22 protein-coding genes are annotated in these 22,339 nt (G+C 67.1%); 10 read left to right on the forward strand and 12 right to left on the reverse strand.

Annotated elements, in window-relative coordinates:
* Positions 1 to 94 precede the first annotated feature (94 nt).
* The 7 genes from urtB (at position 95) to ACCC97_RS20490 (ending at position 5,792) form a co-directional block, all read left to right on the forward strand.
* Positions 95 to 1,009, forward strand: coding sequence for an urea ABC transporter permease subunit UrtB (gene urtB / locus ACCC97_RS20460; RefSeq protein WP_413334734.1), 915 nt, complete (start codon positions 95 to 97; stop codon positions 1,007 to 1,009).
* A gap of 29 nt (positions 1,010 to 1,038) precedes the next feature.
* Positions 1,039 to 2,229: an urea ABC transporter permease subunit UrtC gene (gene urtC / locus ACCC97_RS20465; RefSeq protein WP_413334736.1), complete on the forward strand. Its 1,191-nt coding sequence runs from the start codon at positions 1,039 to 1,041 to the stop codon at positions 2,227 to 2,229.
* An 18-nt stretch (positions 2,230 to 2,247) separates the two neighbouring features.
* On the forward strand, positions 2,248 to 2,991 hold the full coding sequence (gene urtD, locus ACCC97_RS20470; protein ID WP_007834954.1) for an urea ABC transporter ATP-binding protein UrtD: 744 nt from the start codon (positions 2,248 to 2,250) through the stop codon (positions 2,989 to 2,991).
* Position 2,992: 1 nt separating this feature from the next.
* Positions 2,993 to 3,694 carry an urea ABC transporter ATP-binding subunit UrtE gene (gene urtE, locus ACCC97_RS20475; protein ID WP_413334737.1) on the forward strand — a complete coding sequence of 234 codons (702 nt, stop codon included), beginning with the start codon at positions 2,993 to 2,995 and terminating at the stop codon, positions 3,692 to 3,694.
* Between the two features lie 36 nt (positions 3,695 to 3,730).
* A complete protein-coding gene (fmdA, locus tag ACCC97_RS20480; protein WP_413312031.1) occupies positions 3,731 to 4,963 on the forward strand; it encodes a formamidase in 1,233 nt (410 codons plus the stop codon).
* 8 nt (positions 4,964 to 4,971) lie between these two features.
* Positions 4,972 to 5,313, forward strand: coding sequence for a zinc ribbon domain-containing protein (locus tag ACCC97_RS20485; RefSeq protein ID WP_007834949.1), 342 nt, complete (start codon positions 4,972 to 4,974; stop codon positions 5,311 to 5,313).
* Between the two features lie 128 nt (positions 5,314 to 5,441).
* Positions 5,442 to 5,792, forward strand: a complete 351-nt coding sequence (locus ACCC97_RS20490) for a hypothetical protein (RefSeq protein ID WP_007834947.1) — start codon at positions 5,442 to 5,444, stop codon at positions 5,790 to 5,792.
* A gap of 88 nt (positions 5,793 to 5,880) precedes the next feature.
* On the opposite strand, the gene ACCC97_RS20495 is transcribed toward ACCC97_RS20490, so the two are convergent.
* From ACCC97_RS20495 to ACCC97_RS20505, 3 genes are read right to left on the reverse strand one after another with little or no spacing between them, the layout of a single operon-like run.
* Positions 5,881 to 6,567 (reverse strand): RraA family protein, encoded by a 687-nt coding sequence (locus tag ACCC97_RS20495; protein WP_413334739.1) that lies wholly within the window; start codon positions 6,565 to 6,567, stop codon positions 5,881 to 5,883.
* A 14-nt stretch (positions 6,568 to 6,581) separates the two neighbouring features.
* Positions 6,582 to 7,568: a Bug family tripartite tricarboxylate transporter substrate binding protein gene (locus ACCC97_RS20500; RefSeq protein WP_413334741.1), complete on the reverse strand. Its 987-nt coding sequence runs from the start codon at positions 7,566 to 7,568 to the stop codon at positions 6,582 to 6,584.
* The gene (locus ACCC97_RS20505) at positions 7,565 to 8,794 is read right to left on the reverse strand and encodes a pyridoxal phosphate-dependent aminotransferase (RefSeq protein ID WP_413334743.1); all 1,230 of its coding nucleotides are present in this window, start codon (positions 8,792 to 8,794) and stop codon (positions 7,565 to 7,567) included. The genes ACCC97_RS20500 and ACCC97_RS20505 overlap by 4 nt, the downstream gene beginning before the upstream one ends.
* 102 nt (positions 8,795 to 8,896) lie before the next feature.
* Here ACCC97_RS20505 and ACCC97_RS20510 point away from each other — a divergent pair, with 102 nt between their 5' ends.
* Positions 8,897 to 9,901 (forward strand): LysR family transcriptional regulator, encoded by a 1,005-nt coding sequence (locus ACCC97_RS20510; RefSeq protein ID WP_413334745.1) that lies wholly within the window; start codon positions 8,897 to 8,899, stop codon positions 9,899 to 9,901.
* Positions 9,902 to 9,964: 63 nt separating this feature from the next.
* Positions 9,965 to 11,260, forward strand: coding sequence for an aspartate carbamoyltransferase (locus ACCC97_RS20515; protein WP_007834929.1), 1,296 nt, complete (start codon positions 9,965 to 9,967; stop codon positions 11,258 to 11,260).
* Between the two features lie 42 nt (positions 11,261 to 11,302).
* Here the strand turns inward: ACCC97_RS20515 and bglX are convergent, their stop codons facing one another.
* The 7 genes from bglX to ACCC97_RS20550 all read right to left on the reverse strand — a co-directional run bounded on the left by bglX (position 11,303) and on the right by ACCC97_RS20550 (position 19,807).
* Positions 11,303 to 13,606: a beta-glucosidase BglX gene (gene bglX, locus ACCC97_RS20520; RefSeq protein WP_413334748.1), complete on the reverse strand. Its 2,304-nt coding sequence runs from the start codon at positions 13,604 to 13,606 to the stop codon at positions 11,303 to 11,305.
* An 85-nt stretch (positions 13,607 to 13,691) separates the two neighbouring features.
* Positions 13,692 to 14,660, reverse strand: a complete 969-nt coding sequence (locus tag ACCC97_RS20525; protein ID WP_007834925.1) for a Bug family tripartite tricarboxylate transporter substrate binding protein — start codon at positions 14,658 to 14,660, stop codon at positions 13,692 to 13,694.
* Positions 14,661 to 14,707: 47 nt separating this feature from the next.
* Positions 14,708 to 15,940 carry a tricarballylate utilization 4Fe-4S protein TcuB gene (tcuB, locus tag ACCC97_RS20530; protein WP_413334750.1) on the reverse strand — a complete coding sequence of 411 codons (1,233 nt, stop codon included), beginning with the start codon at positions 15,938 to 15,940 and terminating at the stop codon, positions 14,708 to 14,710.
* Positions 15,924 to 17,351 (reverse strand): FAD-dependent tricarballylate dehydrogenase TcuA, encoded by a 1,428-nt coding sequence (gene tcuA, locus ACCC97_RS20535; protein WP_413334751.1) that lies wholly within the window; start codon positions 17,349 to 17,351, stop codon positions 15,924 to 15,926. Before tcuA ends, tcuB begins: the two co-directional genes overlap by 17 nt.
* Positions 17,352 to 17,428: 77 nt before the next feature.
* A complete protein-coding gene (locus ACCC97_RS20540; RefSeq protein ID WP_007834918.1) occupies positions 17,429 to 18,355 on the reverse strand; it encodes a LysR family transcriptional regulator in 927 nt (308 codons plus the stop codon).
* Between the two features lie 55 nt (positions 18,356 to 18,410).
* Positions 18,411 to 19,178 (reverse strand): class II aldolase/adducin family protein, encoded by a 768-nt coding sequence (locus tag ACCC97_RS20545; protein ID WP_007834916.1) that lies wholly within the window; start codon positions 19,176 to 19,178, stop codon positions 18,411 to 18,413.
* 35 nt (positions 19,179 to 19,213) lie between these two features.
* A complete protein-coding gene (locus ACCC97_RS20550) occupies positions 19,214 to 19,807 on the reverse strand; it encodes an HD domain-containing protein (RefSeq protein ID WP_007834914.1) in 594 nt (197 codons plus the stop codon).
* Positions 19,808 to 19,910: 103 nt separating this feature from the next.
* On the opposite strand from ACCC97_RS20550, the gene ACCC97_RS20555 reads away from it, so the two are divergent.
* The gene (locus tag ACCC97_RS20555) at positions 19,911 to 20,633 is read left to right on the forward strand and encodes a Crp/Fnr family transcriptional regulator (protein ID WP_007834912.1); all 723 of its coding nucleotides are present in this window, start codon (positions 19,911 to 19,913) and stop codon (positions 20,631 to 20,633) included.
* A 15-nt stretch (positions 20,634 to 20,648) separates the two neighbouring features.
* On the opposite strand, the gene ACCC97_RS20560 is transcribed toward ACCC97_RS20555, so the two are convergent.
* Both ACCC97_RS20560 and ACCC97_RS20565 read right to left on the reverse strand, forming a co-directional pair.
* Entirely contained in the window at positions 20,649 to 21,818 is a 1,170-nt protein-coding gene (locus ACCC97_RS20560) for an ABC transporter substrate-binding protein (RefSeq protein ID WP_413334754.1), read from the reverse strand.
* Between the two features lie 95 nt (positions 21,819 to 21,913).
* Entirely contained in the window at positions 21,914 to 22,324 is a 411-nt protein-coding gene (locus ACCC97_RS20565; protein WP_413334756.1) for a VOC family protein, read from the reverse strand.
* Positions 22,325 to 22,339: the final 15 nt, after the last annotated feature.

The following is a 22,339-nucleotide window of genomic DNA, read 5'->3' on the forward strand; positions in this document are numbered from 1 at the left end:
CGGCGTTACTACTGGGCACGCTCCGCCTGCCCCCATCCCAGCCTTCCCCCAGAGGGGGAAGGAGCCAATACCCCAATCACCGGAATTCGTTGCCATGACTCTGTCGGACATGATGAACATCGGCCTCATGCAGGGCTTCGCGGGGCTGAGCCTCTTCGCGGTGCTGCTGCTGATGGGGCTGGGCCTGGCGATCATCTTCGGCCAGATGGGCGTGATCAACATGGCGCATGGCGAGTTCATGACCATCGGCGCCTACTCGATCTACCTGGCCGCGCGCGTCACCGAAAGCCTGGCGCCCGAGTTCATGCCGTACTACTTCCCGATCGCCATCGGGCTGGCCTTCGTCTTCGCCTTCATCGTCGGCTGGATCGTGGAGTGGGTGCTCATCCGCCACCTCTACAAGCGACCGCTCGACACGCTGCTCGCCACCTGGGGCGTGAGCCTGGGCCTGCAGCAGATTTTCCGCACCTTCATCGGCCCGAAGGAAGTAAGCCCGACGCTGCCCGAATGGCTCATGGGCTCGTGGACGCCGCATGAAGGCCTCGACATTCCCATCAACGGGCTGTTCGTGCTGGCGCTCACAGCACTGGTCACCGGCGGCGTGCTGATTGCGCTGCACAAGAGCCGCTGGGGCCTGCGGGTGCGTGCCACGGTGGCCAATCGCGTGATGGCCAACGCCACCGGCATCGACACGAAGAGGACCGACCGCCTGACCTTCGCCATCGGCTGCGGCATCGCGGGCATGGCGGGCGCGGCCTTCACCACCATCGGCTCGACAGGGCCGACCTCGGGCTCGCTCTACATCGTCGACGCCTTCCTGGTCGTCACCTTCGGCGGCGCGGCCAGCCTGTTCGGCACGGTGGTATCGGCCTTCGGCATTGCGCAGACGCAGTCGATCTCCGAGTTCTTCATGACCGGCTCGATGGCCAAGGTGCTGACGCTGTCGCTGATCGTGCTGATCCTGATGATGCGACCGCAGGGCCTATTCGCAGTCAAGGTCCGCCGCTGAACCCGATTCCTGTTTTGGAGAACGTTCCGATGAATTTCATCAAGGCCTCGATCCAGCGCTACCAGCTCGGCAGCCTGTTGCTGCTGGTGCTGCTGCTCGCGGTGGTGCTGCCGCTGTCGCTCGACATCTTCCGCCTCAACCTCGTGGGCAAATACCTCACCTACGCCTTCGTGGCCGTGGGCCTCGTGATGGTGTGGGGCTACGGCGGCGTGCTGAGCCTGGGGCAGGGCGTGTTCTTCGGCATCGGCGGCTATGCGATGGCGATGTTCCTCAAGCTTGAAGCCTCCGACCCCGTTTCCACCAAGATCCAGACCACGCCCGGCATTCCGGATTTCATGGACTGGAACCAGATCACCGAACTGCCCGCGCTGTGGCTGCCGTTCAAGAGCCTGCCGCTGAGCCTCGCGCTGGTGGTGCTGGCGCCGATGGCGCTGGCCTGGCTCGTGAGCTTCGCGATGTTCAAGCGGCGCGTGGGCGGCGTGTACTTCGCGATCATCACGCAGGCGGTGGCGCTCATCTGCACCGTGCTCATCATCGGCCAGCAGGGCTATACGGGCGGCGTGAACGGCATGACCGACCTGAAGACGATGCTGGGTTGGGACACGCGCACAGACGGCGCCAAGTACGTGCTGTATTACGTCTGCGTCGGCCTCCTGGTGGCGAGCATCATGCTCTGCCGCTGGGTGCAGACCAGCAAGCTCGGCACGCTGCTGCTGGCCATGCGCGACAAGGAAGACCGGGTGCGCTTCTCGGGCTACGACGTGTCGAACTTCAAGGTCTTCATCTTCTGCCTGGCGGCCGCGCTTTCGGGCATCGGTGGCGCGATGTTCGCGCTGCAGGTGGGTTTCATGTCGCCGAGTTTCGTGGGCATCGTGCCTTCGATCGAGATGGTGATCTTCTGTGCGGTGGGCGGGCGCATGAGCCTGGTGGGCGCGGTGTATGGCGCGCTGCTGGTGAATGCGGGCAAGACGCTGTTCTCGGAGAGCTTTCCGGACCTGTGGCTGTTCCTGATGGCGGGCCTCTTCATCGGCGTGACCATGGCCTTCCCGATGGGGCTCGCGGGTTTGTGGGAAGAAAAGATCCGGCCATGGTGGAAATCGCGCCGCCAAGCCTTGCGCGATGCGGCAGTCAAGCGACCGGCGGCCGCAGCACCCGTGGTGCCCACAGCCACACCATCCGAACCCACGCTGCCCGACGGCGTCGGCAGCCAGCACGCCTGAACCCGGAGCCACACCCTCATGAGCAACACCGACTTCGCGCTCGCCGTGGAAGACCTCACCGTGTCCTTCGATGGCTTCAAGGCCATTGACGACCTCACGCTGTACATCGACCGCAACGAGCTGCGCGTGATCATCGGCCCCAACGGAGCCGGCAAGACCACGCTGCTCGACCTGATCTGCGGCAAGACGCGCGCGAGCGCCGGCAGCATCAAGTTCAACAACACCGAGCTCACGAAGATGGCCGAACACAAGCGCGTGCGGCTGGGTATCGGGCGCAAGTTCCAGACGCCGTCGATCTACGAGAACCTCTCGGTGTTCCAGAACCTGGAGGTCTCATTCCCGAAGGGCCGCTCGGTGTTCGGTGCGCTGGCTTTCAGGTGCGACGACGAGGTCAAGAACAAGGTGCAGGCCATTGCCGAGGACATCGGCCTTGCCGACAAGCTCGACACCGAGGCCGGCTTGCTGAGCCACGGCCAAAAGCAGTGGCTCGAGATCGGCATGCTGCTGATGCAGGAGCCGGAGCTGTTGATGCTCGACGAGCCCATCGCCGGCATGAGCGCGCGCGAACGCGAACTCACGGCCGAGCTGCTCAAGCGCATCTGCCAGAACCGCGCAGTGATCGTCATCGAGCATGACATGGCCTTCGTGAAGCAGATCGCGCACAAGGTTACCGTGATGCACCAGGGAAAGATCCTTGCCGAGGGGCCGATGGAGAAGGTGCAGGCCGATCCGAAGGTCATCGACGTCTACCTGGGCCACTGACATGAGCAACATCAACCTGAAGGTCGAAGACCTGCACGTCGCCTACGGCCAGAGCGAGGCGCTGCACGGCATCTCGTTCGAGGGCCATGCCAACGAAACCATCGCCATCATGGGCCGCAACGGCATGGGCAAGACCACGCTGTTCAAGGGCCTGATGGGCGTGTTGCCGTTGAAGAGCGGGCGCATCGAGGTGGCAGGCCAGGACGTGTCGCGCGACGAGAGCTTTCGCCGCGTCGCCAAGGGCATCGCCTACGTGCCGCAAGGCCGCATGATCTTCCCGACGCTGACGGTGGAAGAGAACATCCAGACCGGCCTGGAAAACTCGAAGACCCGCCGAATCCCCGAGGAAATCTACGCGCTGTTCCCCGTGCTGTGGGACATGAAGACCCGCAAGGGCGGCAACCTCTCCGGCGGCCAGCAGCAGCAACTTGCGATTGCGCGCGCCCTCGTCACCGACCCCAAGGTGCTGCTGCTCGACGAGCCCACCGAAGGTATCCAGCCTTCGATCATCAAGGACATCGCCAAGGCGCTCAACGAGATCCGCAAGCTGCGCGGCATCACCATCGTCGTGTCCGAGCAAGTGCTCAGTTTCGCGATGGACGTGGCCGACAGGCTCTTCGTCATCGAAGGCGGCCGGCTCGTGCATGAGACCGCGCGCGACAAGACCGATGTCGACCACATCAAGGCCTATCTCTCCGTTTGATCTGACCACAACCAACCCAACCAGGAGCCACTGCACATGACTGACACGCTGATCAAGGTCGACCTGACCAAGTCGCCCGTCGAGAACGAGAACATCCACAATCGCTGGCATCCGGACATTCCGATGGCCTGCTGGGTCAACCCGGGCGACGACTTCATCCTCGAGACTTTCGACTGGACCGGCGGCTTCATCAAGAACAACGACAGCGCCGACGACGTGCGCGACATCGACCTGAGCACCGTCCACTACCTCTCGGGCCCCGTGGGCGTGAAGGGCGCGGAGCCCGGCGACCTGCTGGTGGTCGATCTGCTCGACATCGGCGCCAAGCAGGACAGCCTCTGGGGCTTCAACGGTTTCTTCTCGAAGAAGAACGGCGGCGGCTTCCTGACCGACCACTTCCCCGAGGCGCAGAAATCGATCTGGGACTTCAAGGGCATGTTCACCAGTTCACGCCACGTTCCGGGCGTGAACTTCGCGGGGCTGATCCACCCCGGCCTGATCGGCTGCCTGCCCGACAAGCCCATGCTCGACATGTGGAACGAGCGCGAGAAGGCCCTTATCGCCACCGATCCGGAACGTGTGCCCGGCCTCGCGAACCCGCCGTTTGCGGGCACTGCCCACATGGGAAAGATGACCGGTGAAGCCCGCGCCAAGGCAGCCGCCGAAGGCGCGCGCACCGTGCCGCCGCGCGAGCACGGCGGCAACTGCGACATCAAGGATTTGTCGCGCGGTTCGAAGGTGTTCTTCCCCGTGTACGTCGATGGCGCGGGCCTGAGCGTGGGCGACCTGCACTTCAGCCAGGGCGACGGCGAGATCACCTTCTGCGGCGCCATCGAGATGGCTGGCTGGGTCCACATGAAGGTCACGCTCATCAAGGGCGGCATGGCCAAGTACGGCATCAAGAACCCGATCTTCAAGCCCAGCCCGATCACGCCGCAGTACAACGACTACCTGATCTTCGAAGGCATCTCGGTCGACGAGAGCGGCAAGCAGCACTACCTCGACGTGAACGTGGCCTACCGCCAGGCCTGCCTGAACGCCATCGAGTACCTGAAGAAGTTCGGCTACTCGGGCGCGCAGGCCTATTCGATCCTGGGCACGGCGCCGGTGCAGGGCCACATCAGCGGGGTGGTCGACGTGCCCAACTCGTGCGCCACGCTGTGGCTGCCCACGGGCATCTTCGACTTCGACATCAACCCGAACGCCTCGGGCCCGGTGAAGTTCATCGACGGCAGCATCGACATGCCGCTGTCGCACGACCTGCGCTGAAGCAAGCCATGCCGACCTACGACTACGCCTGCGGGCAGTGCGGCGGCTTCGAGGCGTTGCGGCCCTCAGGCCTGCGCGACGAGGCGGCTGCGTGTCCCGATTGCGGATGCGCTTCGCCGCGCGTGCTGTCGGCCGCGCCGCGGCTCGCACTGATGGCCTCGGGCACGCGCCGCGCCATGGAAACCAACGAGCGCGCGCGGCACGAGCCGGGCAACTCGCGCGACTACGCGCGCTTCAAGCATCCGGCGGGGTGCGGCTGCTGCGGCTCGGGCAAACGAAGTGCGACGGTGACGGCGCCGAGCGGGGCCAAGTCTGCGCCGTCGCGGCGACCGTGGATGATCAGCCATTGACGACCGGCTGTTTTCAAGGGTTCGATTGTTTCAATCCTGTGAACGCCGTGGTTCCTTTTGCCGGTGTTTTTCAAGGCTTTTCAGGATCAAACTTCTCCTCACCAACCAACCACCTGAAGGAGATTGAAATGAATGCCTCGAAGATCCTCGCTGCTGCTGCTCTCTCGCTCCTGGCCGCTGCCGGAGCCCATGCAGAAACCTACGACGGCGTGCACGTCGTGAACTCTTCTGTCACCCGCGCCGAAGTCGCACCGCAGGCCGCTGCCGCCGCACGCGCCGGCAACGAGTACGCCGATGCCTCCAGCGCTGGCGCACAGGCCTTCACGTCGACCGCCGACCGTGCGACCGTGCAAGCCGAAGCCGTTGCCAAGGCTCACGACCCGCTCGCCAGCCTCGATCGCCGCGCGTTCTACCGCGACGAAGTGCCGCAAGCCTACAAGAAGCCCAGCGTGTCGTTCACGCGCCAGGCAGGCCTTTAAGCCGAACCGGCAAGCATGAAGAACGGGCCTTCGGGCCTTTTCTTCGTGTTCGCTTCGTGTCCGCGTCGCCAGCTGATGACGCCCGACCCTAGAGGGTCTCGTTTTCCTTGAGAACGCCCGCGTTGCGCAGCGCGGAGTTCAGCCATTTGGCAGCCGTGTTGCCATTCTTGATGGCCTCGATGCGCGCAGCCTCGTCCTCGACCTTCTTCGCCGCCGCCTGAAGAAGCGTCTCCACCTTCTCCCGCTCGACGACGACCACGCCATCCGCATCGCCGATGACGAGGTCACCGGGGCGTACCGCCACGCCGCCCACCGACACCGGATGCCCGATGCGCCCCGAGGCCAGCTTGGTCGGCCCGTTGGGATTGGTGCCGACCGAGAACACCGGAAAGCCCATTTCGTCGATTTCCACGCTGTCGCGCACCGCGCCGTCGATCACCACGCCGGCGATGCCGACCTGGCGGCAGGCGTTCATCATGATCGTGCCCATGAGGGCGGCGCTCTGGTCGCCCTTGCCGTCGATCACCAGCACGTCACCGGGCTTCGCGAGCGCGATGGCGGCATGGATCATCAGGTTGTCGCCGGGCCGCACTTCCACCGTGAGCGCGCTGCCCGCCAGTTTCATCCGATGGCGCAAGGCCTGGATGCGGCCGTGCAGGGCGCCCCGGCGGCCGGCCACGTCGGCGAGGATGGCGGGCTGGAAGGCCGAGGCCTGGCGAATCAGGTCGGAAGAGACGCGCTCGAAGTCGCGGACGATGTCTGGAAGCTGGCTCATGTTCTCGATTCCGTTCATTCGGCCTTGACGTCGGCGTCCTTCACCACGCGGCCCCACTTGCGCTTGTCCGCAGCCAGGAAGGCACGGAACTGCTCTGGCGTGCTTCCCACGGGCTCCAGCCCGTCGGCGATAAGCCGCTTGGCGATCTCGGGCATCGCGAGCACCTTGGCGACTTCGCGCTGGATGCGCTCGACCACGGCCGGCGGCGTGTTCTTCGCGGCGCAGATGCCGGCCCAGGTCACGGGGTCGAAGTCGGGAACGCCGGCTTCCGCCACGGTCGGGATGTCTGGAAAGGCCGGTAGCCGGCGCGGGCTGGCCACCGCCAGCGCGCGCAGCTTGCCCGAGCGGGCGTACTGCATCGAGCTCACGGGCTGGTCGAAGATCATCGAGACCTGGCCCGCGATGAGGTCCGTCATCGCCTGGCCGGTGCCCTTGTAGGCCACGTGGACGATGTCGATGCCCGCGCGGCTCTTCAGCATCTCGCCCGCAAGGTGTCCGCCCGTTGCCGTGCCCGAGGAGGCGAAGTTGATCTCGCCGGGCTTCTGCCTGGCGTAGGCGATGAGTTCCTTCACGCTCTTCACCGGCAGATTCGAGTTGACCAGCAGCATGTAGGGCGCATTGACCACCTGCGTGACCGGAACGATGTCCTTCTCGGAGTCGAAGGGCATGCTCTTGAGCACATGCGGCTGGATCGACAGCGTACCTGTGGTGCACATCAGCAGCGTGTGCCCGTCGGCAGGCGCCGCAAGCATCGCCGACGCGGCGATGTTGCCGCCGGCGCCCGGCCGGTTGTCGATCAGCACCTGCTGCCCGAGGCCTTCGGCCAGCTTCGGTCCGATCAGGCGCGCCACCATGTCGTTGGACCCGCCGGGCGAGAAGCCCACGAGGACCTTGATCGGCTTCGACGGAAAGGCATCGGCGGCCCATGCCTGGGTGGTGCCGAGCCAGGCGGTGCCGATGGCAAGGGCCGGCAGCAGCTTCAGAAGGGTGCGGAGTTTCATTGCGGTTCCTGGTTGATGGCTTGGCCCGAGAGTTCGTCGCGTGCCCGCGCGATGCGTCGGCAGCCTTCCAGCAGTTGTTCGGTGCTGGCGGCGAAGGAGATGCGGAAATGCGTGGGCACCCCGTAGGCGCTGCCTTGCAGGGCGGCAAGGTCCTGCGAATCGAGCAGGTGCATCACCCAGTCGTCGCTGCTGTCGATCACCGTGCCCTTGCCGGTGCGAAGGCCGAAGAGAGCGCTGCACGAGGCGAAGACGTAGAACGCACCGTCGGGCACCTCGCAGCGGATGCCGTCGATGGCATTGAGCGCGGCGACCACCATGTCGCGCCGCGTTTCGTATTCGTGCCGGTTGCTGGCGATGGTGTCCTGCGGCCCCGTGAGCGCCGCGACGGCTGCCGCCTGCGCGATCGAGTTCGGGCCGGAAGTGCTTTGCGACTGGAGCTTGACCATCGCCTTGACGAGCGCCGAGGGGCCTGCGCCGTAGCCGATGCGCCAGCCCGTCATCGCGTAGGCCTTGGACACGCCGTTCACGGTCAGCGTGCGGTCCTTGAGGTCGGGCGCCGCCTCGGCCGTGGTGGCGAATTCGACGCCGCCGTAGATCAGGTGCTCGTAGATGTCGTCCGTCAGTATCCAGACATGGGGGTGGCGCCGCAGCACCTCCGCCAGCGCCTGGAGCTCGACGCGCGTGTAGGTTGCCCCGCTCGGGTTGTTCGGCGAGTTGAGCATCAGCCAGCGCGTCCTGGGGGTGATGGCGCGCTCGAGGTCGGCGGGCTGGAGCTTGAAGCCCGCGGCCGCCGGGCAATCGACGAAGACCGGAACTCCGCCGGCCAGCAGGGCGATGTCGGGGTAGGACACCCAGTAGGGCGCCGGCACGATGACTTCGTCGCCCGCCGCGACCGTGCACATGAGCGCGTTGAAGATCACCTGCTTGGCGCCGGTGCCGACGATGATCTCGCCCGGCGTGTAGGCCAGCCCGTTCTCGGTCAGGAACTTGCCCGCGATGGCTTCCTTCAGCGCCGGCGTGCCGCCCACGTCGGTGTAGCGCGTCTGGCCGTCCGACATGGCGCGGATGGCGGCGTCCTTGACGTGGCCGGGCGTCTCGAAGTCGGGCTCGCCCGCCGTGAGGCCGAGGATGTCCCGGCCCATCGCGCGCAGCTCGCGCGCCCTCTGGCCGGCCATGGAGCTGGGGGAAGGCTTGATGCGATTCAGGCGTGGTGCGATGTGAAGCATGCGCGCAGTATCAAAGTCCGCTCGCCGCGGGACAAACGAGAAATCGGACCGTCGCGGTATTCCTTTTTTTCCTGGCTGACCGTAGGCGTACATTCCGCTGGCATGAACTTCACCTTCAAGCAGCTGGAGGCTTTTCTCTTCAGCGCCAAGCTCCAGAGCTTCAGTGCCGCGGCGGTGAAGCTGCACACCACGCAGTCGGCCATCTCGAAGCGCCTGGCGGAACTCGAGGATTCGCTTGGCGGCCCCTTGCTGCATCGCACCTCGCACGGCCTGGAATTGGCTCACTCCGGCCGCGAACTGCTGCCGCTCGCGGAAGAGGCCCTGCGCCTGTGGCAACGCATCGAGCACGACATCAGCCTCGACAAGACACTGCGCGGCACCTTCCGGGTGGGCGTGACGGAGCTGATCGCGATGACCTGGCTCACGCGGCTGATTCAGCTGCTGCAGAAGCTGCATCCCGAGGTGACGCTCGAGCCGGTGGTCGATGCGGGACTGACGCTCTTCGAGCGGCTGGAGGCCAACAAGCTCGACCTGTCCATCATGCCCGGCACCTTCTGGGGACAGGCCTTCGAGTCGGTCAAGGTGGGGCAGGTCGACCAGGCCTGGATCGCGAGCCCGAGGCTGGGCATTCCACAGCGGGCGCTGAAGCCGCATGAATTCGCCGACTATCCGGTGATCGAGCAGCCAGCCGGTGCCTCGAAGAACAGGTTCTACGAGGCCTGGCGCGCAGAGCATGGCTTCCGCTTCGGCAAGGTGCTGCTGACGAACAGCACGACTGTCTTGCGCGAACTGACGATCAGCGGCTTCGGCATCAGCCAGCAGGCGCTCGACTACGTGCGCCCGGACATCAGGAGTGGCCTGCTGCGCGTGGTCAGGAGCGACCCGATGCCGCCGCCGCTGGTCTACAGCGCGGTCTACCGGCGCGACAACGCCAGTCCCGCGCTGGCGCGCATCGTCGAGCTGGCGGTGAAGACATGCGATTTCACTTCGAGGGCGAGCCAGCACGACGTGGCGCCGGCGAACCCGCCGCGCGGTTCGGGTTCGACGCTGCGGCAGCGCTCGCAGCGCCAGGTGGCGAAGAAGCCCGCGAGGAAGACCCGGAGGTAGCCCAAACGGCAGGCGCTTCTTTGGGCTTTGAAAATATACGCATTGAGTATATGCTTGTGGCCCATGAACATGCCGCAACAGGTGCTCCTCCGCGACGCGATGCGTCAACTCAACATGACGCGCGATGCTTTCGCAGAGCGCATCGGCAGCCGCAGACGGGCGCTCGACGCCTGGCTGCTACCCGACGAGTCCAATGAATTCCGGGCCATGCCCGAAGTGGCCCGGCGCTTCGTGAGCGAAATCCTGGCTTCGGATGGGCGTCGCGCAGAATATACGCAAAGCGCATATGAAAGCGCCTTGCGAAGGTCGCTTGCCATTGAAGGCTCGCACCACCTGCTCTCTGTCAACCAGTTCAACCGCGACGCCATCGACGAACTGTTCCAGCTGGCCGACGTCATGCAGCCCATCGCGCGGCGGCGCAAGGTCAGCCGCGTGCTCGAAGGCGCCGTGCTGGCCAATCTTTTCTTCGAGGCCAGCACGCGCACGCGTGTGAGCTTCGGCGCGGCGTTTTGCCGGCTGGGCGGCTCGGTGTGCGACACCACCGGCTTCACCTTCTCGTCGATGGCCAAGGGCGAATCGATCTACGACACCAGCCGAGTGATCAGCGGCTATGTCGACGCCATCGTGGTGCGGCATCCGGAGCAGGGCTCGGTCGCCGAATTCGCGCGCGCCACCAACGTGCCGGTCATCAACGGTGGCGACGGACCGGGCGAGCATCCGAGCCAGGCACTGCTAGACCTGTACACCATCCAGCGCGAGTTCTCGCGCCTGGGGAAGCTGGTGGACGGTGCGCACATCGCCATGGTCGGCGACCTGAAATACGGGCGCACCGTGCACTCGCTCATCAAGCTGCTCGCGCTGTACAAGGGGCTGAAGTTCACGCTCATCTCGCCGCCCTCGCTCGCCATGCCGGCGGAAATCGTGGACGCCGTGAGCCGCAACGGCCACGTGGTCGAGACCGCGGCCGCGCCGGCGCAGGCGCTGGCCGGCGCCGACATCATCTACGCCACGCGCATCCAGAAAGAGCGCTTCGCGCACGACGAAGTGCTGGAGGGCTTCGACAACGCCTTCGAGATCAACCGCGCACTCGTCGAATCGGCCTGCAGGCCCGAGGTGGTCGTGATGCACCCGCTGCCGCGCGACGGCCGCCCGGGCTCGCACGACCTCAGCGTCGACCTGAACAACGACCCGCGCCTGGCCATCTTCCGCCAGACCGACAACGGCATTCCCGTGCGCATGGCGATCTTCGCCACGCTGCTGGGCGTGGAAAAGCTCGTGAGCCGCTCGATGCGCGACGCCGCCTGGACGCCGCCCTCGCACATCGGGCCGGACGACAGCGTGTTCCACGGGCTCGACTGAAACTGCCGCACGACACACCACCCCTGACGGGCGTCGACGGCTTCATTCCCGCGTGAGAGCGAACTGCTTGCGAATGCCGCCCGCAGCCGAAGGCCCCACCCAGAGATCGAAATCGCCGGGCTCCACGGCCGGCTTCATGTCGCGGCCGACGAACGCCAGGTCGTTGGCCGTGAGCGCGAACTCGACGACCGTCGATGCGCCGGGCGCAATGTCGACCTTGCGGAATTCCTTGAGCTCGCGCACGGGCCGGGTCACGCTGGCGGCGCGCTGGGCGATGTAGAGCTGCACCACTTCCTCGGCCTCGCGCTGGCCGGTGTTGCTGACGGTGGCGCGCACGCGCAGCGTGCCCGACAGCGGCAGGCGCTCCGAACTCAGCTCCACGCCGTCGTAGTGCACCGGTGCATAGCCGATGCCGAAGCCGAAGGGGTAGAGCGCCTCGTTGGTCGCGTCCAGGTAGCGGGTCCTGAAGGCCGTGCCCGGTGCGTTCTCGGGCGAGGGGCGGCCGGTGCGCTTGTGGCCGTAGTAGTAGGGCACCTGTCCTGCCGTCTGCGGAAAGCTCACGGGCAGGCGGCCCGACGGATTGAAGTCGCCGAACACCACGTCGGCGATGGCGTTGCCGGTCTGCACGCCCAGGAACCACGTGACGAGGATGGCGCGCGCGTCGCGCACCGCACCCTTGAGCGCCATCGCGCGGCCGTTGCTCAGCAGCACGACCACCGGCTTGCCGGTGGCGGCCACGGCTTCGGCCAGGTCCTGCTGCGCCTGCGGCAGGCCGATGTCGGTGCGCGAGCGCGCCTCGCCCGACATCTTCTGGCTCTCGCCGATGGCCAGCAGCACCACGTCCGCATCGCGCGCGGCGGCCACCGCGGCGTCGATGCCACCGGGCAACGCCGACTCGATGCCCGAGCCGCGCACGACGTTCACCGACGAATCGGCCCCCAGTGCCGCGTGCAGGCCCTGGTCGACGCCCACCGGCGCCGACTGGCCCGGGGACAGGCTCCAGGCGCCCATCAGGTCGACAGTGCCCTCGGCGAAGGGGCCGATCAGCGCGATCTTCGTGCCGGCCTTGGACAGCGGCAGCAGCGCGCGCTCGTTCTTCAGCATCACGATGGAGCGGCGCGCGCTCTCGCGGGCCAGCGCGATGAACTCGGGGTTCTCTGTGCGTTGCGCGGCAGGCGGGCCGTCGAGGCCGCGCATGGGGTCGTCGAACAGGCCGAGCTTCTGCTTTACGCGCAGCACGCGTCGCACCGCGTCGTCGAGCCGCGCCATCGGCACTTCGCCCGACGCTACCAGGTCGGGCAGGTAGCGCGCGTACAGGCCGCTCTGCATGCTCACGTCGGTGCCGGCCATGAAGGCCTGCCTGGCCGCTTCGCGCGGGTTGGCGGCGTAGCCGTGCTCCACCAGTTCCTCGTCGGCCGTGTAGTCGGACACCACGAAGCCCTTGAACTTCCACTCGTCGCGCAGCACGCCCGTGAGCAGCGCGGGATTGGCGGTGGAGGGCACGCCGCCGATCTCGTTGAAGGCGCTCATGATCGACAGCGCGCCCGCGTCCAGTGCCGCGCGGAAGGGCGGCAGGTACACCTCGCGCAGCGTGCGCTCGGAGATGTCGCTCACGCTGTAGTCGAGTCCGCCCTCGGCCGCGCCATAGGCCGCGAAGTGCTTGGGCGTGGCCAGCATGGCGTCGGGCCGCGAGAGGTCGGGGCCCTGGAAGCCGCGCACGCGCGCGGCGGCGAACTGCCTGGAGAGGTACGCGTCTTCGCCCGCGCCTTCGAGGCCGCGGCCCCAGCGCGCGTCGCGCGCGACGTCGACCATCGGCGCGAAGGTCCAGCGGAAGCCGTCGGCCGTGGCTTCGATCGCCGCGGCGCGCGCGGTGCGCTCGGCGAGCGCGGGCTCCCAGCTCGACGCCTCGGCCAGCGGCATCGGGAACATGGTGCGAAAGCCATGGATCACGTCCGCACCGAAGATCAGCGGAATGCCCAGGCGCGACTCGTTCACCGCCATCTGCTGCAGCCGCCGCTTGCCTTCGAGGCCCGCGTTGTTGAACAGGCCGGTGAGGCGGCCGGCGCGCACGTCGGCGGTTTCCTGCTGCACGTTGCGCGAGCCGGCCTGCGGGTTGTTGGGGGTGTCGATATCGGCCGGGCCGTAGAGGCTCAGCTGGCCGGCCTTCTCCTGCACCGTCATGCGGGCGATGAGCGATTCGATGCGGGCCTCGGCGGCGTCGGGCGAGCGGGAGGGGTGAAGGTCCTTGGAAACGGACGCCGCGGTGGCGGGAGGAAGCAGGGCGGGGAAGGAGAGTGCGGAAAGGAGGAGGACGAGGGCGGGAACCGCGGCTTTTCGAACGTGCATGGACCTCTATTCTGCAGACAATGCACGCCGGCCCCGGCCAGCGGGTTTCCGCCCTGGCCGTAGGGGCTTGTCCGAGCCGGCCCGCTTATTCGGCGGTGGCGCCGGCTTCCTTCGCCACTTTGACCCACTTGGTCGTCTCGGTGCCGATGAAGTTGGCCAGTTCCGTGGGTTTCATGTTCCCGGCCGTTACACCCTGTTCCTCGAAACGTTTGATCACATCGGGCTGTTGTACCGCGCGGGCGAGTTCGGTGTTCAGGCGCTGCACGATCTCGGGCGGCGTGCCGTGCGGCGCCATGAGCGCGAACCATGTCGTCATGTCGTAGCCCTTGAGGCCGGCTTCGTCGAGCGTCGGCACACCAGGATAGGCGGGCGAGCGCGCCTTCGTGGTCACGGCCAGCGCATGCACCTTGCCGGCCTTGATGTGCGGCGAGGCCGAGGGGCTGGTCTCGATGGCCATCTGGATCTGCCCGCCCATCAGGTCGGCCATCATCGGCGCGCCGCCCTTGTAGGGCACGTGCACGATGTCGGTCTTCGTCATCGAGCGGAACAGTTCGCCCGAGATGTGCTCGGTGCTGCCGTTGCCGGCCGAGCCGAAGTTGACCTTGCCGGGGTTGGCCTTGATGTACGCGACGAGTTCGGCCACCGTCCGTGCAGGCACCTTCTCGTTGACGATCAGCACGTTGGGCGTGGAAGCCGCGAGCGCGACGGGATCGAAGTCGCGCTGGAAGTCATAGGCGAGCTTCTTGTAGAGGCCCGGCGCGATCGCGTGTGCGATGGTGGCGAGGAACAGGGTGTAGCCATCGGCCGGCGCCTTCGACGCGATGGTCGCGCCCACGGTGCCGCCTGCCCCGCCGCGGTTGTCGACGATCACCGGCTGTTTGAGCGATTCGGAGAGCTTCTGGCCGATGGTGCGCGCGACGATGTCGGTGGTGCCGCCGGCCACGAAGGGGACGACGAGCGTGATGGGTTTCGTCGGCCATTCGGCGGCGGATGCCGCGCCGCTGGCGAGCATCAGTGCGGCGATGGTGGTGCGAAGGAAGGTGTGTCGGTTCATGGTCTTGAGGTCTCGGTGTTGTTGTGGAGGTGAAGGGTCTCGCGCATTCAGTCCGCGCCCAGCCGCAGCCGGCTCGGCAGGCGCTTCTCGATGGCGAACTTCAGCAGCGCCGCGCAGCGGAAGATGCCGTGCGCGAACTTGCCGTAGGGCAGCGTGAGAAAGAGCGCCATCACCACGCCCAGGTGCACCGCGAGCAGCAGCGCCATGAAGCGGGTGTCGCGCCAGGCCAGCAGCGCCAGGCCGGTGAGGCTGGTGAGCAGCAGCAGCGCGATGAAGCCGCGGTCCATCGGCCGCTGCGCCGCGTCGCCGTGCGCGGCGTGGCGACGCAGGTTCAGCCAGAGCAGACCGACGGGACCGATCGCGAGGCCGATGCCGCCTGCAGCGCCCAGCAGCACCGGCAGGCTCGTGAGCGCGTAGGGCGCGTGCAGGTCGAACAGGTAGTGATAGAGCGTCGCCACGCAGGTCGAGGCGAAGCACAGCATGAAGCCGTAGAAGGTGAAGTGATGGAAGCGCCGACGCCAGAGGGTGAAGCGGTCGTCGTCGTTGTTGCATCCCTCCCCGTGGCCGCCGTCGAGGTACTTCAGGCGCAGCGCGTCGTGCGCGGCTTCGGCGCCGGCCGCGCGGCGCACGCCCGGCAGGTCGGGGGCGTTGCCTGGATCGTTCGCGGGCGACACCTCGCGCCAGAAGCGGCGCGTGCCCATCGCCAGCGCGAACATCACGAACAGGAACACCGCGCCGAACACCAGGGCGAGGAAGTTGTGCGGAAAGATCGCGTAGAAGTTGCCCGCAAGCGGTTCGTGCAGCAGCGCGCCCGACATCGTCACGGCCAGCACGAGGAACAGCGCGAGCCCGCCCGCCAGTGCGAGCGCGACGGTGAGCCCGGCCTTTTTGTAGAGCGCGCCCATCACGGGCGGCCATGCGTAGTCGTGGTAGGTCTGCAGGCGCACTTGCGCCATCGCTTGTGGCACGTTCACCGCGAACTCGTGCGGCGGTGCGTACTGGCAGGCATGCAGGCACGAACCGCAGTTGTGGCAGAGGTTTGCGAGGTAATGCGTATCGGCCTTGCCGAATTCGAGCCGTCGCGTCATCGCGGGGAACACGGCACAGAAGCCTTCGCAGTAGCGGCAGGCGTTGCAGATCTGCAGGATGCGTGCGACTTCGCCTTCAGGCGCGGTCAGCGGCAGGGCGGGCTGGATCGGGATCACGCGCGACGTGGGATTGCCGCCGATGCCGTCGGCATCGGCACGGGCGCGCGCGACGAGGTCAGTGAGCTGCTGCAAGGGCGGCCTCCGGAGATTGCTTTGAGACGTTCTTTGCTGCGTTCGCCGCTTGCGTGCCGGCGATGCGCCCGAAGGCCGTGCCGATGCTCATGCCCACGCCGGCCGTGTAGCCCTTGCCCAGCACGTTGCCGGCCATCATTTCGCCGGCCACGAAGAGGTTGGGGCTCGGCCGGCCGCCGAAGCGCACGGCGGCGGTCTCGTCCACCTTCAGGCCGAGATACGTGAAGGTGATGCCGGGGCGCAGGGGGTAGCCGTAGAAGGGCGCGGTGTCGATCGGCCGCGCCCAGTGCGTCTTGGCGGGCGCGAGGCCTTCGGTGTGGCAGTCGTCCAGCGCCGTGTGGTCGAAGCGGCCGACGCGGCAGGCGGCGTTGTAGTCCTGCACGGTGCGCACGAAGGTGGCTTCGTCCAGGCCGATCTTCTGCGCGAGTTCGCCGAGCGTGTTGGCTTGCGTGCCGGGGAACACCGGCGGCATGAAGCGCCCGACCGCTTGCTGATCGATGACCGACCAGGCGATCTGCCCCGGCTGCTGGGCCACGAGCCGGCCCCAGATCGCGTAGCGCTTGGGCCAGAAGTCTTCGCCCTCGTCGTAGAAGCGCTGCGCGTCGCGGTTGACTACCACGCCGAGCGACACGCAGTCGATGCGCGTGCAGATGCCGCCGTCGTACAGCGGTGCGCGCGCGTCGATGGCCACCATGTGGCCCTGCGACGGATCGCCGATGCTGTCGGCGCCCGCATCGATCATGTGCTTGAGCAGCACGCCCTGGTTGAAGCGCGTGCCGCGGATCAGGAAGTTGTCGGCCGGCCATTCGCCGCGTTCGTTTCGGCCCCACGCTTCGCGCAGCCACTCGCGGTTCGACTCGAAACCGCCCGAGGCCAGCACGCAGCTTTTTGCCGCGATGCGCCCGCCGGCTTCGGTGTGCACGGCAACGAAGCGGTCGCCGTCGAGTTCGACCGAGGCCACGGGCGAGTCGTAGCGGATCTGCACGCCCAGCCTTTCGGCGCTGCGGTAGTAGGCGTTGACGAGCGCCTTGCCGCCGCCCATGAAGAAGGCATTGGTGCGCGCCACGTGCAGCGCGCCCGACAGCGGCGGCTGGAAGTGCACGCCGTGGCTGCGCATCCAGTCGCGGCAGTTCGACGAGGCGCGGATCACCAGCCGCGCGAGGTGCTCGTCGGTGAGGCCTCCCGTCACTTTCAGCAGGTCGTGCCAGTACTCCTCTTCAGGGTAGGCATCGACCAGCACATCCTGCGGCGCGTCGTGCATGCAGCGCAGGTTGCGGGTGTGCTGCGAATTGCCGCCACGCCATTCTTTGGGCGAAGCCTCCAGCAGCAGCACCGAAGCGCCGGCCTCGCGCGCCATCAGCGCGGCGCACAGCGCGGCATTGCCGCCACCGACAACCAGTACGTCTATCACTCGTGGGTCTCCTTGGAATGCAGGAGACTTTAGGGAGTGAAGCCTTCACGCGAAAGGCCAAAAGAAGCAACAGGTGTTCAGTGATCGAGAAGACTTGCGCCGGCCCAGCGGCCTTCGCGCACCAGCGTGCGCGCGGTCTCGGCCACCACCACGCGCGCGGCCAGCGCGGCGGGCGAGAGCTCGTCGTCCGACAGGCTCACGAGCAGGTTGCGCCGGCCCACGTGCGCGTCGGAAATCTGCGTGAGCACGAGGTCGTCGCGGTCGTGCCGCGCCGTGGCGGCGCCGGGCTGGATGGTCGCACCGTGGCCGGCGCGCACCGCGTCCATCAGCAATGCCAGGCCATCGACCTCGGCCACGATGCGCGGCGCCACGCGTGCCCGCGCAAAGGCGGCCATCAGCGTGGCTCGCAGGCCGTGGCTGCCGCTGGGCAGGATCAGCGGCACTTCGGCCAGCTGCGACAGCCGCACCTTCGCACCGGTGGGGCGCGGTGACAGCGTGGGCGAGGCGATCACGAAGAGCTTTTCGGCCAGCAGCGGCGCCACGCTCCAGCGCCGCGGCGTGTCGGTCTGGAACAGCACGGCCAGGTCGAGCTGGCGCGCGTGCAGCATCGTCGTGAGGTGACCTGACAGCGCCTCGACCATGTGCAGGCGCACTTCGGGGTAACGCGCCTGCATGGCCTGCATCAGCGGCACACCCAGCACGGTGGCGGTGGTGGGAGCCAGGCCCACGCTCACATGGCCCGACAGGCGCGCCTGCTGGGCGGCGCGCACGGCGTCGTCGGCGTGGCGCAACGTGAGCTGCGCCTGGTGCAGGAAGGCCAGGCCCGCGTCGGTGGGCATGACGCCGGTCGAATGGCGGCGCAGCAGCCGCGTCGAGAGTTCGCTTTCGAGCCGGCTGATCTGCTGGCTCAGCGCCGAGGTGACCACCCCCAACTCCACGGCCGCGCGGCCCATGCTGCGAAGCTCGCAGACCTTGACGAAGTAGCGCAGTTGCCGGAGTTCCATCGCCCGATCATCGCGCAGGCGCCGTCGGCCGCGAAAACAGCGGGCGGCGCGTGTCTTATTGTTTGTAGCTGTCGTCGATGCGGTCGAGCTTGCGGATCAGCGAAGGCCAGACGAACTGGCCGCCCATGCCGCCGGTCTGCACCTTCATTGCCTGGCCCACGCCCTCGACGATCTTGGGGTTCACCTGCGTGAGTTCACTGCCGCCCGACTGCGCCGCAATCTGGATCTGGCAGGTGTTCTCGAAGGTGTACATCGAGAGGAAGGCGTCGGCGATGGTCTTGCCGCAGGTGAGCAGGCCGTGGTTGCGCAGCATGAGGAAGTTGGCGCTCCCCATGTCGGCCTGCAGGCGCGGCTTCTCGTCGTCGCGGAAGGCCACGCCTTCGTAGTCGTGGTAGGCCAGCGAGGCCAGCACGAAGGTCGACTGCTGGCTGATGGGCAGCACGCCGTTTTTCTGCGCGCTGACGGCAATGCCGGCCTTGGTGTGGGTGTGCAGCACGCACTGGATGTCTTCGCGCGCGGCATGCACGGCGCTGTGGATCACGAAGCCGGCCGGGTTCACAGGGTAGGGCGAGTCGATGATCTTGTTGCACTGCTGGTCGACCTTCACCAGGCTCGACGCGGTGATCTCGTCGAACATCAGGCCGTAGGGGTTGATCAGGAAGTGGTGCTCCGGGCCGGGGATGCGTGCGCTGATGTGCGTGAACACCAGGTCGCTCCAGCCGTACAGCGCCACGAGGCGATAGCAGGCGGCAAGGTCGACGCGCAGTTGCCACTCCTCGGCGGAGACGAGCTTCTGGATTTCGGGTTGGGTGGTGGCGTTCATGGCGTGGTGTCCTTTGGTGGTTATGGAGTTCGGCATCAGGCCGCAGCCGGCTCTTGCAAGGCCGCCTTGTAGATGCTTTGCTTCGGCTGTGCCATCAGGCGGCGCAGCATGGGTTCGAATTCCCCGATCGGCAGGGTCTCGGCCTTGGGGTCGAAAGCGGGGTTGTCGTAGAGCGCGCAGAACTCGGCCGTGCGCTCGTAGTGCGGATGGTCCTTGAAGTTGTCGCGCATGTCGCGGTCCAGCCCGATGTGATGGAAGAAGTAGTGGCCCTGGAAGATGCCGTGGTGCTGCACCATCCAGTGGTTGGCTTCGCTCACGAAGGGCTTGAGGATGGCGGCGGCGATGTCGGGGTGGTTGAAGCTGCCGAGCGTGTCGCCGATGTCGTGCAGCAGCGCGCACACCACGTACTCCTCGTCGCGGCCATCGCGCAGTGCGCGGGTGGCGGTCTGCAGCGAGTGCGTGTAGCGGTCGACCGGAAAGCCGCCGTAGTCGCCTTCGAGGATCTGCAGGTGCTTGATCACGCGTGCGGGCAGGCCGCCCGCGAACTGCATGAACTCGCCGCCGATCAGTTGCCAGTCTTCGCGCGTGCTTTCCTGCATGCTCCTGAAACTTGCGCGTGCGTTGCTCATCGTGAGGTCTCCGTTCTTGTGGGTGCCGGTCACTGTATGCCTGCGCTTGACCTGGAACTGTCAAGAATTTGACAATGCAGGGTTCTGGTAAACCCCCGCCCGCATGGCCGCTTCGTCCAAACCCCGCCTCTCCGCCGCGCATCGCGGCGCCCTCGAGGGCAATCCATGGTTCACCAGCATTCCGCGCGCGCAGCGGGAGGCGCTGCTCGGCGCGGCCGAGCTCATCCATGCACGGCGCGGCGCGATGGTGTTTCGCCAGGGCGATCCCATTCACGCGGCCGGCGGCGGCTTCTATGGGTTGGTGGCGGGCACCATCAAGATCTCGTCCCTGCGGCAGGACGGGCGCGAGGCCATCCTCGCCGTGCTGGAGCCCGGCAACTGGTTCGGCGAGATCACGCTGATCGACGGCTCGCCGCGCACGCACGACGCCACCGCGCTGGAGGCGCTCGACCTGCTCGCGGTGCCGCCCGCGGCCTTTGTGCAGCTGATGCGCGACGTGGTCTTCTCCAACGCCATCGCCGCGATGCTGGCGGCGCGCGTGCGCATGCTCTACGGCCTGACGGAAGATGCCATGCTGCGCAGCCTTCGCGCCCGCGTGGCGCACCGGCTGCTGGTGCTGGCGCGCGGCGATGCCACGCAATCGGTGCACCTGCGGCACCAACTGCAGCTGCCGCAGGAGGCGCTTGCCATGATGCTGGGCGTGACGCGGCAGACGCTGTCGAAGGAGCTCAATGCGCTGGCAGGCGAGGGCGTCGTCGCACTGGGCTACGGGCGCATCGAGCTGCGGTCGATCGATGCGCTGCAGGCGCTGGTGAGCACGGGTTGAGCCCGCGCGCCGGCGTCAGCGCAATACGCGGCCGTCGGCGGAGATGCTGATGAGGTCGATGCTGCGCACGCTGTCGCGCAGGCCCGGGCGCAGGTTGATGCGGAAGCCGCCTACGTCGTAGTCGGTCATGCCGGACATCACACGCAGCAGGCTCGCCGTGTTGAAGCCGCGGCCCGCGCGGCGCACGGCCTCGCCGGCCGCCTTGGCCGCGATGAAGCCTTCGAGGCCTTCGTACGACGCGGTCTGGTCGGAGTTGTCGACGGCCGCAAGGTATTCCTTGACGATGGGAATGGCCGATGGCCGCGGCGAGGGCACCACCTGGGAGATCACGATGCCGCCGATGTCCTTGCCGAGCGTGGCGTAGAGCGGGTCGATGCCGACGATGGAGAAGGCCATGAAGTTGCCCGCATAGCCGCTCTTGCGCAGCTTGCGGATGGCGTTGGCCGTGGTGCCCGAGAGCGACACCAGCACAATGGCCTGGGGCGACTGCTGCTGCACCGTCTTCAAGGCTGCGTCGAGCTTGTCGCCGGTCGGCGGCACCAGCGCGGTTGCGACCAGCGGCGTGAGCTTGAGTTCGCTGATGGCCTGCTCGACGGCCGCGAGGCCGGCGCGGCCCATCGCGTCGTCGTCGCCCACCAGCGCCACGCGGGTCTGCCCCACGGTGGCGCACTGCTTCACGATCTTCAGGGCCTCGTCGATCATGCCGGGCCGCACGTGGAACACGTTGGGATGGTCGGCGCCGCGCAGCGTGTCGGAGGCCGCGAAGGGCGCGAACAGCAGGCTGCCCTGCTGCGTCGCAACGTTGGCGCCGGCCTCGCTGCTGGCCGTGCCGACGAAGCCGAAGAGCATGTCGGCCTTCTGGGTGGTGAGCAGGGTGCGCGCGTTGACGGCGGCGCGGGCCGCGTCGTAGCCGTCGTCGAGCTGCAGCAGCTTCAGCTGCAGGCCGCTGGCGGCGTTGCGTTCGTTGAAGTCGCTCACCGCGAGGCGGCTGCCGGCGGCGAAGGCGGTGCCGATCTCGTTGGCACTGCCCGTGAGCGGCACCGATTGCCCGAGCAGTACGACACGCGGTGCGCCGGCCGCCGCGCGCGCGGACTGCACCATGGCGGGGTGGGCAATGCCGATGCTGCTGCCTAGCATCACCGCGCCCCATGCCTTGCCCAACCACTCTCTGCGTGATCCGTTCATTGGACACCTTCTTTCACATTAGTAAAAAAGTGTAGCAATTTCGGGGCCAAGGGGGAAGGCGGGTTAGCTCGGCCTCCTGGTCGCGAGGGGCCGGCTCAGGGCAGCTGCTGGATGCGGATCAGGCTGCCTGCAGGATCGCGGACGGCGCAGTCGCGAACGCCGTACGGTTGGTCGGTCGGCTCCTGGACGATCTCGGTGTCGCTGGCCTGCAGCCGTGCGAAGGTGCCCTCGAGATCGGGGGTGGCCAGCAGGATGGCGGCGTAGGTGCCCTTGGCCATCATCTCGGCGATGGTGCGGCGCTCGTCGTCGGTGATGCCGGGGTAGGCGGCCGGGGGTGCCAGCACGATGGACGTGCCGGGCTGGCCGGCGGGGCCGACCGTGATCCAGCGCATGCCGCCATATCCGACGTCGTTGCGGACCTCGAAGCCGAGGAGGTCGCGGTAGAAGGCCAGGGAAGCCTCGGGGTCGTTGTGGGGGAGAAAACTCGCGTGAATGGTGATGTTCATGGTGCTCGGTCAGGT

Origin of the sequence: Variovorax sp. Varisp85 (assembly GCF_047304045.1) — a bacterium.
In the GTDB taxonomy this organism is placed as follows: domain Bacteria; phylum Pseudomonadota; class Gammaproteobacteria; order Burkholderiales; family Burkholderiaceae_C; genus Variovorax.

What these genes read in the sequence shown, in the direction of transcription:
- ACCC97_RS20540 (WP_007834918.1), bottom strand. Translation starts at nt 18,355, where the DNA reads ATGGAACTCCGGCAACTGCGCTACTTCGTCAAGGTCTGCGAGCTTCGC.
- ACCC97_RS20485 (WP_007834949.1), top strand. Translation starts at nt 4,972, where the DNA reads ATGCCGACCTACGACTACGCCTGCGGGCAGTGCGGCGGCTTCGAGGCG.
- fmdA (WP_413312031.1), top strand. Translation starts at nt 3,731, where the DNA reads ATGACTGACACGCTGATCAAGGTCGACCTGACCAAGTCGCCCGTCGAG.
- ACCC97_RS20495 (WP_413334739.1), bottom strand. Translation starts at nt 6,567, where the DNA reads ATGAGCCAGCTTCCAGACATCGTCCGCGACTTCGAGCGCGTCTCTTCC.
- ACCC97_RS20565 (WP_413334756.1), bottom strand. Translation starts at nt 22,324, where the DNA reads ATGAACATCACCATTCACGCGAGTTTTCTCCCCCACAACGACCCCGAG.
- ACCC97_RS20515 (WP_007834929.1), top strand. Translation starts at nt 9,965, where the DNA reads ATGAACATGCCGCAACAGGTGCTCCTCCGCGACGCGATGCGTCAACTC.
- bglX (WP_413334748.1), bottom strand. Translation starts at nt 13,606, where the DNA reads ATGCACGTTCGAAAAGCCGCGGTTCCCGCCCTCGTCCTCCTCCTTTCC.
- urtB (WP_413334734.1), top strand. Translation starts at nt 95, where the DNA reads ATGACTCTGTCGGACATGATGAACATCGGCCTCATGCAGGGCTTCGCG.
- ACCC97_RS20525 (WP_007834925.1), bottom strand. Translation starts at nt 14,660, where the DNA reads ATGAACCGACACACCTTCCTTCGCACCACCATCGCCGCACTGATGCTC.
- ACCC97_RS20555 (WP_007834912.1), top strand. Translation starts at nt 19,911, where the DNA reads ATGGCCGCTTCGTCCAAACCCCGCCTCTCCGCCGCGCATCGCGGCGCC.
- urtE (WP_413334737.1), top strand. Translation starts at nt 2,993, where the DNA reads ATGAGCAACATCAACCTGAAGGTCGAAGACCTGCACGTCGCCTACGGC.
- urtC (WP_413334736.1), top strand. Translation starts at nt 1,039, where the DNA reads ATGAATTTCATCAAGGCCTCGATCCAGCGCTACCAGCTCGGCAGCCTG.
- ACCC97_RS20500 (WP_413334741.1), bottom strand. Translation starts at nt 7,568, where the DNA reads ATGAAACTCCGCACCCTTCTGAAGCTGCTGCCGGCCCTTGCCATCGGC.
- urtD (WP_007834954.1), top strand. Translation starts at nt 2,248, where the DNA reads ATGAGCAACACCGACTTCGCGCTCGCCGTGGAAGACCTCACCGTGTCC.
- ACCC97_RS20550 (WP_007834914.1), bottom strand. Translation starts at nt 19,807, where the DNA reads ATGAGCAACGCACGCGCAAGTTTCAGGAGCATGCAGGAAAGCACGCGC.
- ACCC97_RS20560 (WP_413334754.1), bottom strand. Translation starts at nt 21,818, where the DNA reads ATGAACGGATCACGCAGAGAGTGGTTGGGCAAGGCATGGGGCGCGGTG.
- ACCC97_RS20505 (WP_413334743.1), bottom strand. Translation starts at nt 8,794, where the DNA reads ATGCTTCACATCGCACCACGCCTGAATCGCATCAAGCCTTCCCCCAGC.
- ACCC97_RS20510 (WP_413334745.1), top strand. Translation starts at nt 8,897, where the DNA reads ATGAACTTCACCTTCAAGCAGCTGGAGGCTTTTCTCTTCAGCGCCAAG.
- ACCC97_RS20545 (WP_007834916.1), bottom strand. Translation starts at nt 19,178, where the DNA reads ATGAACGCCACCACCCAACCCGAAATCCAGAAGCTCGTCTCCGCCGAG.
- ACCC97_RS20490 (WP_007834947.1), top strand. Translation starts at nt 5,442, where the DNA reads ATGAATGCCTCGAAGATCCTCGCTGCTGCTGCTCTCTCGCTCCTGGCC.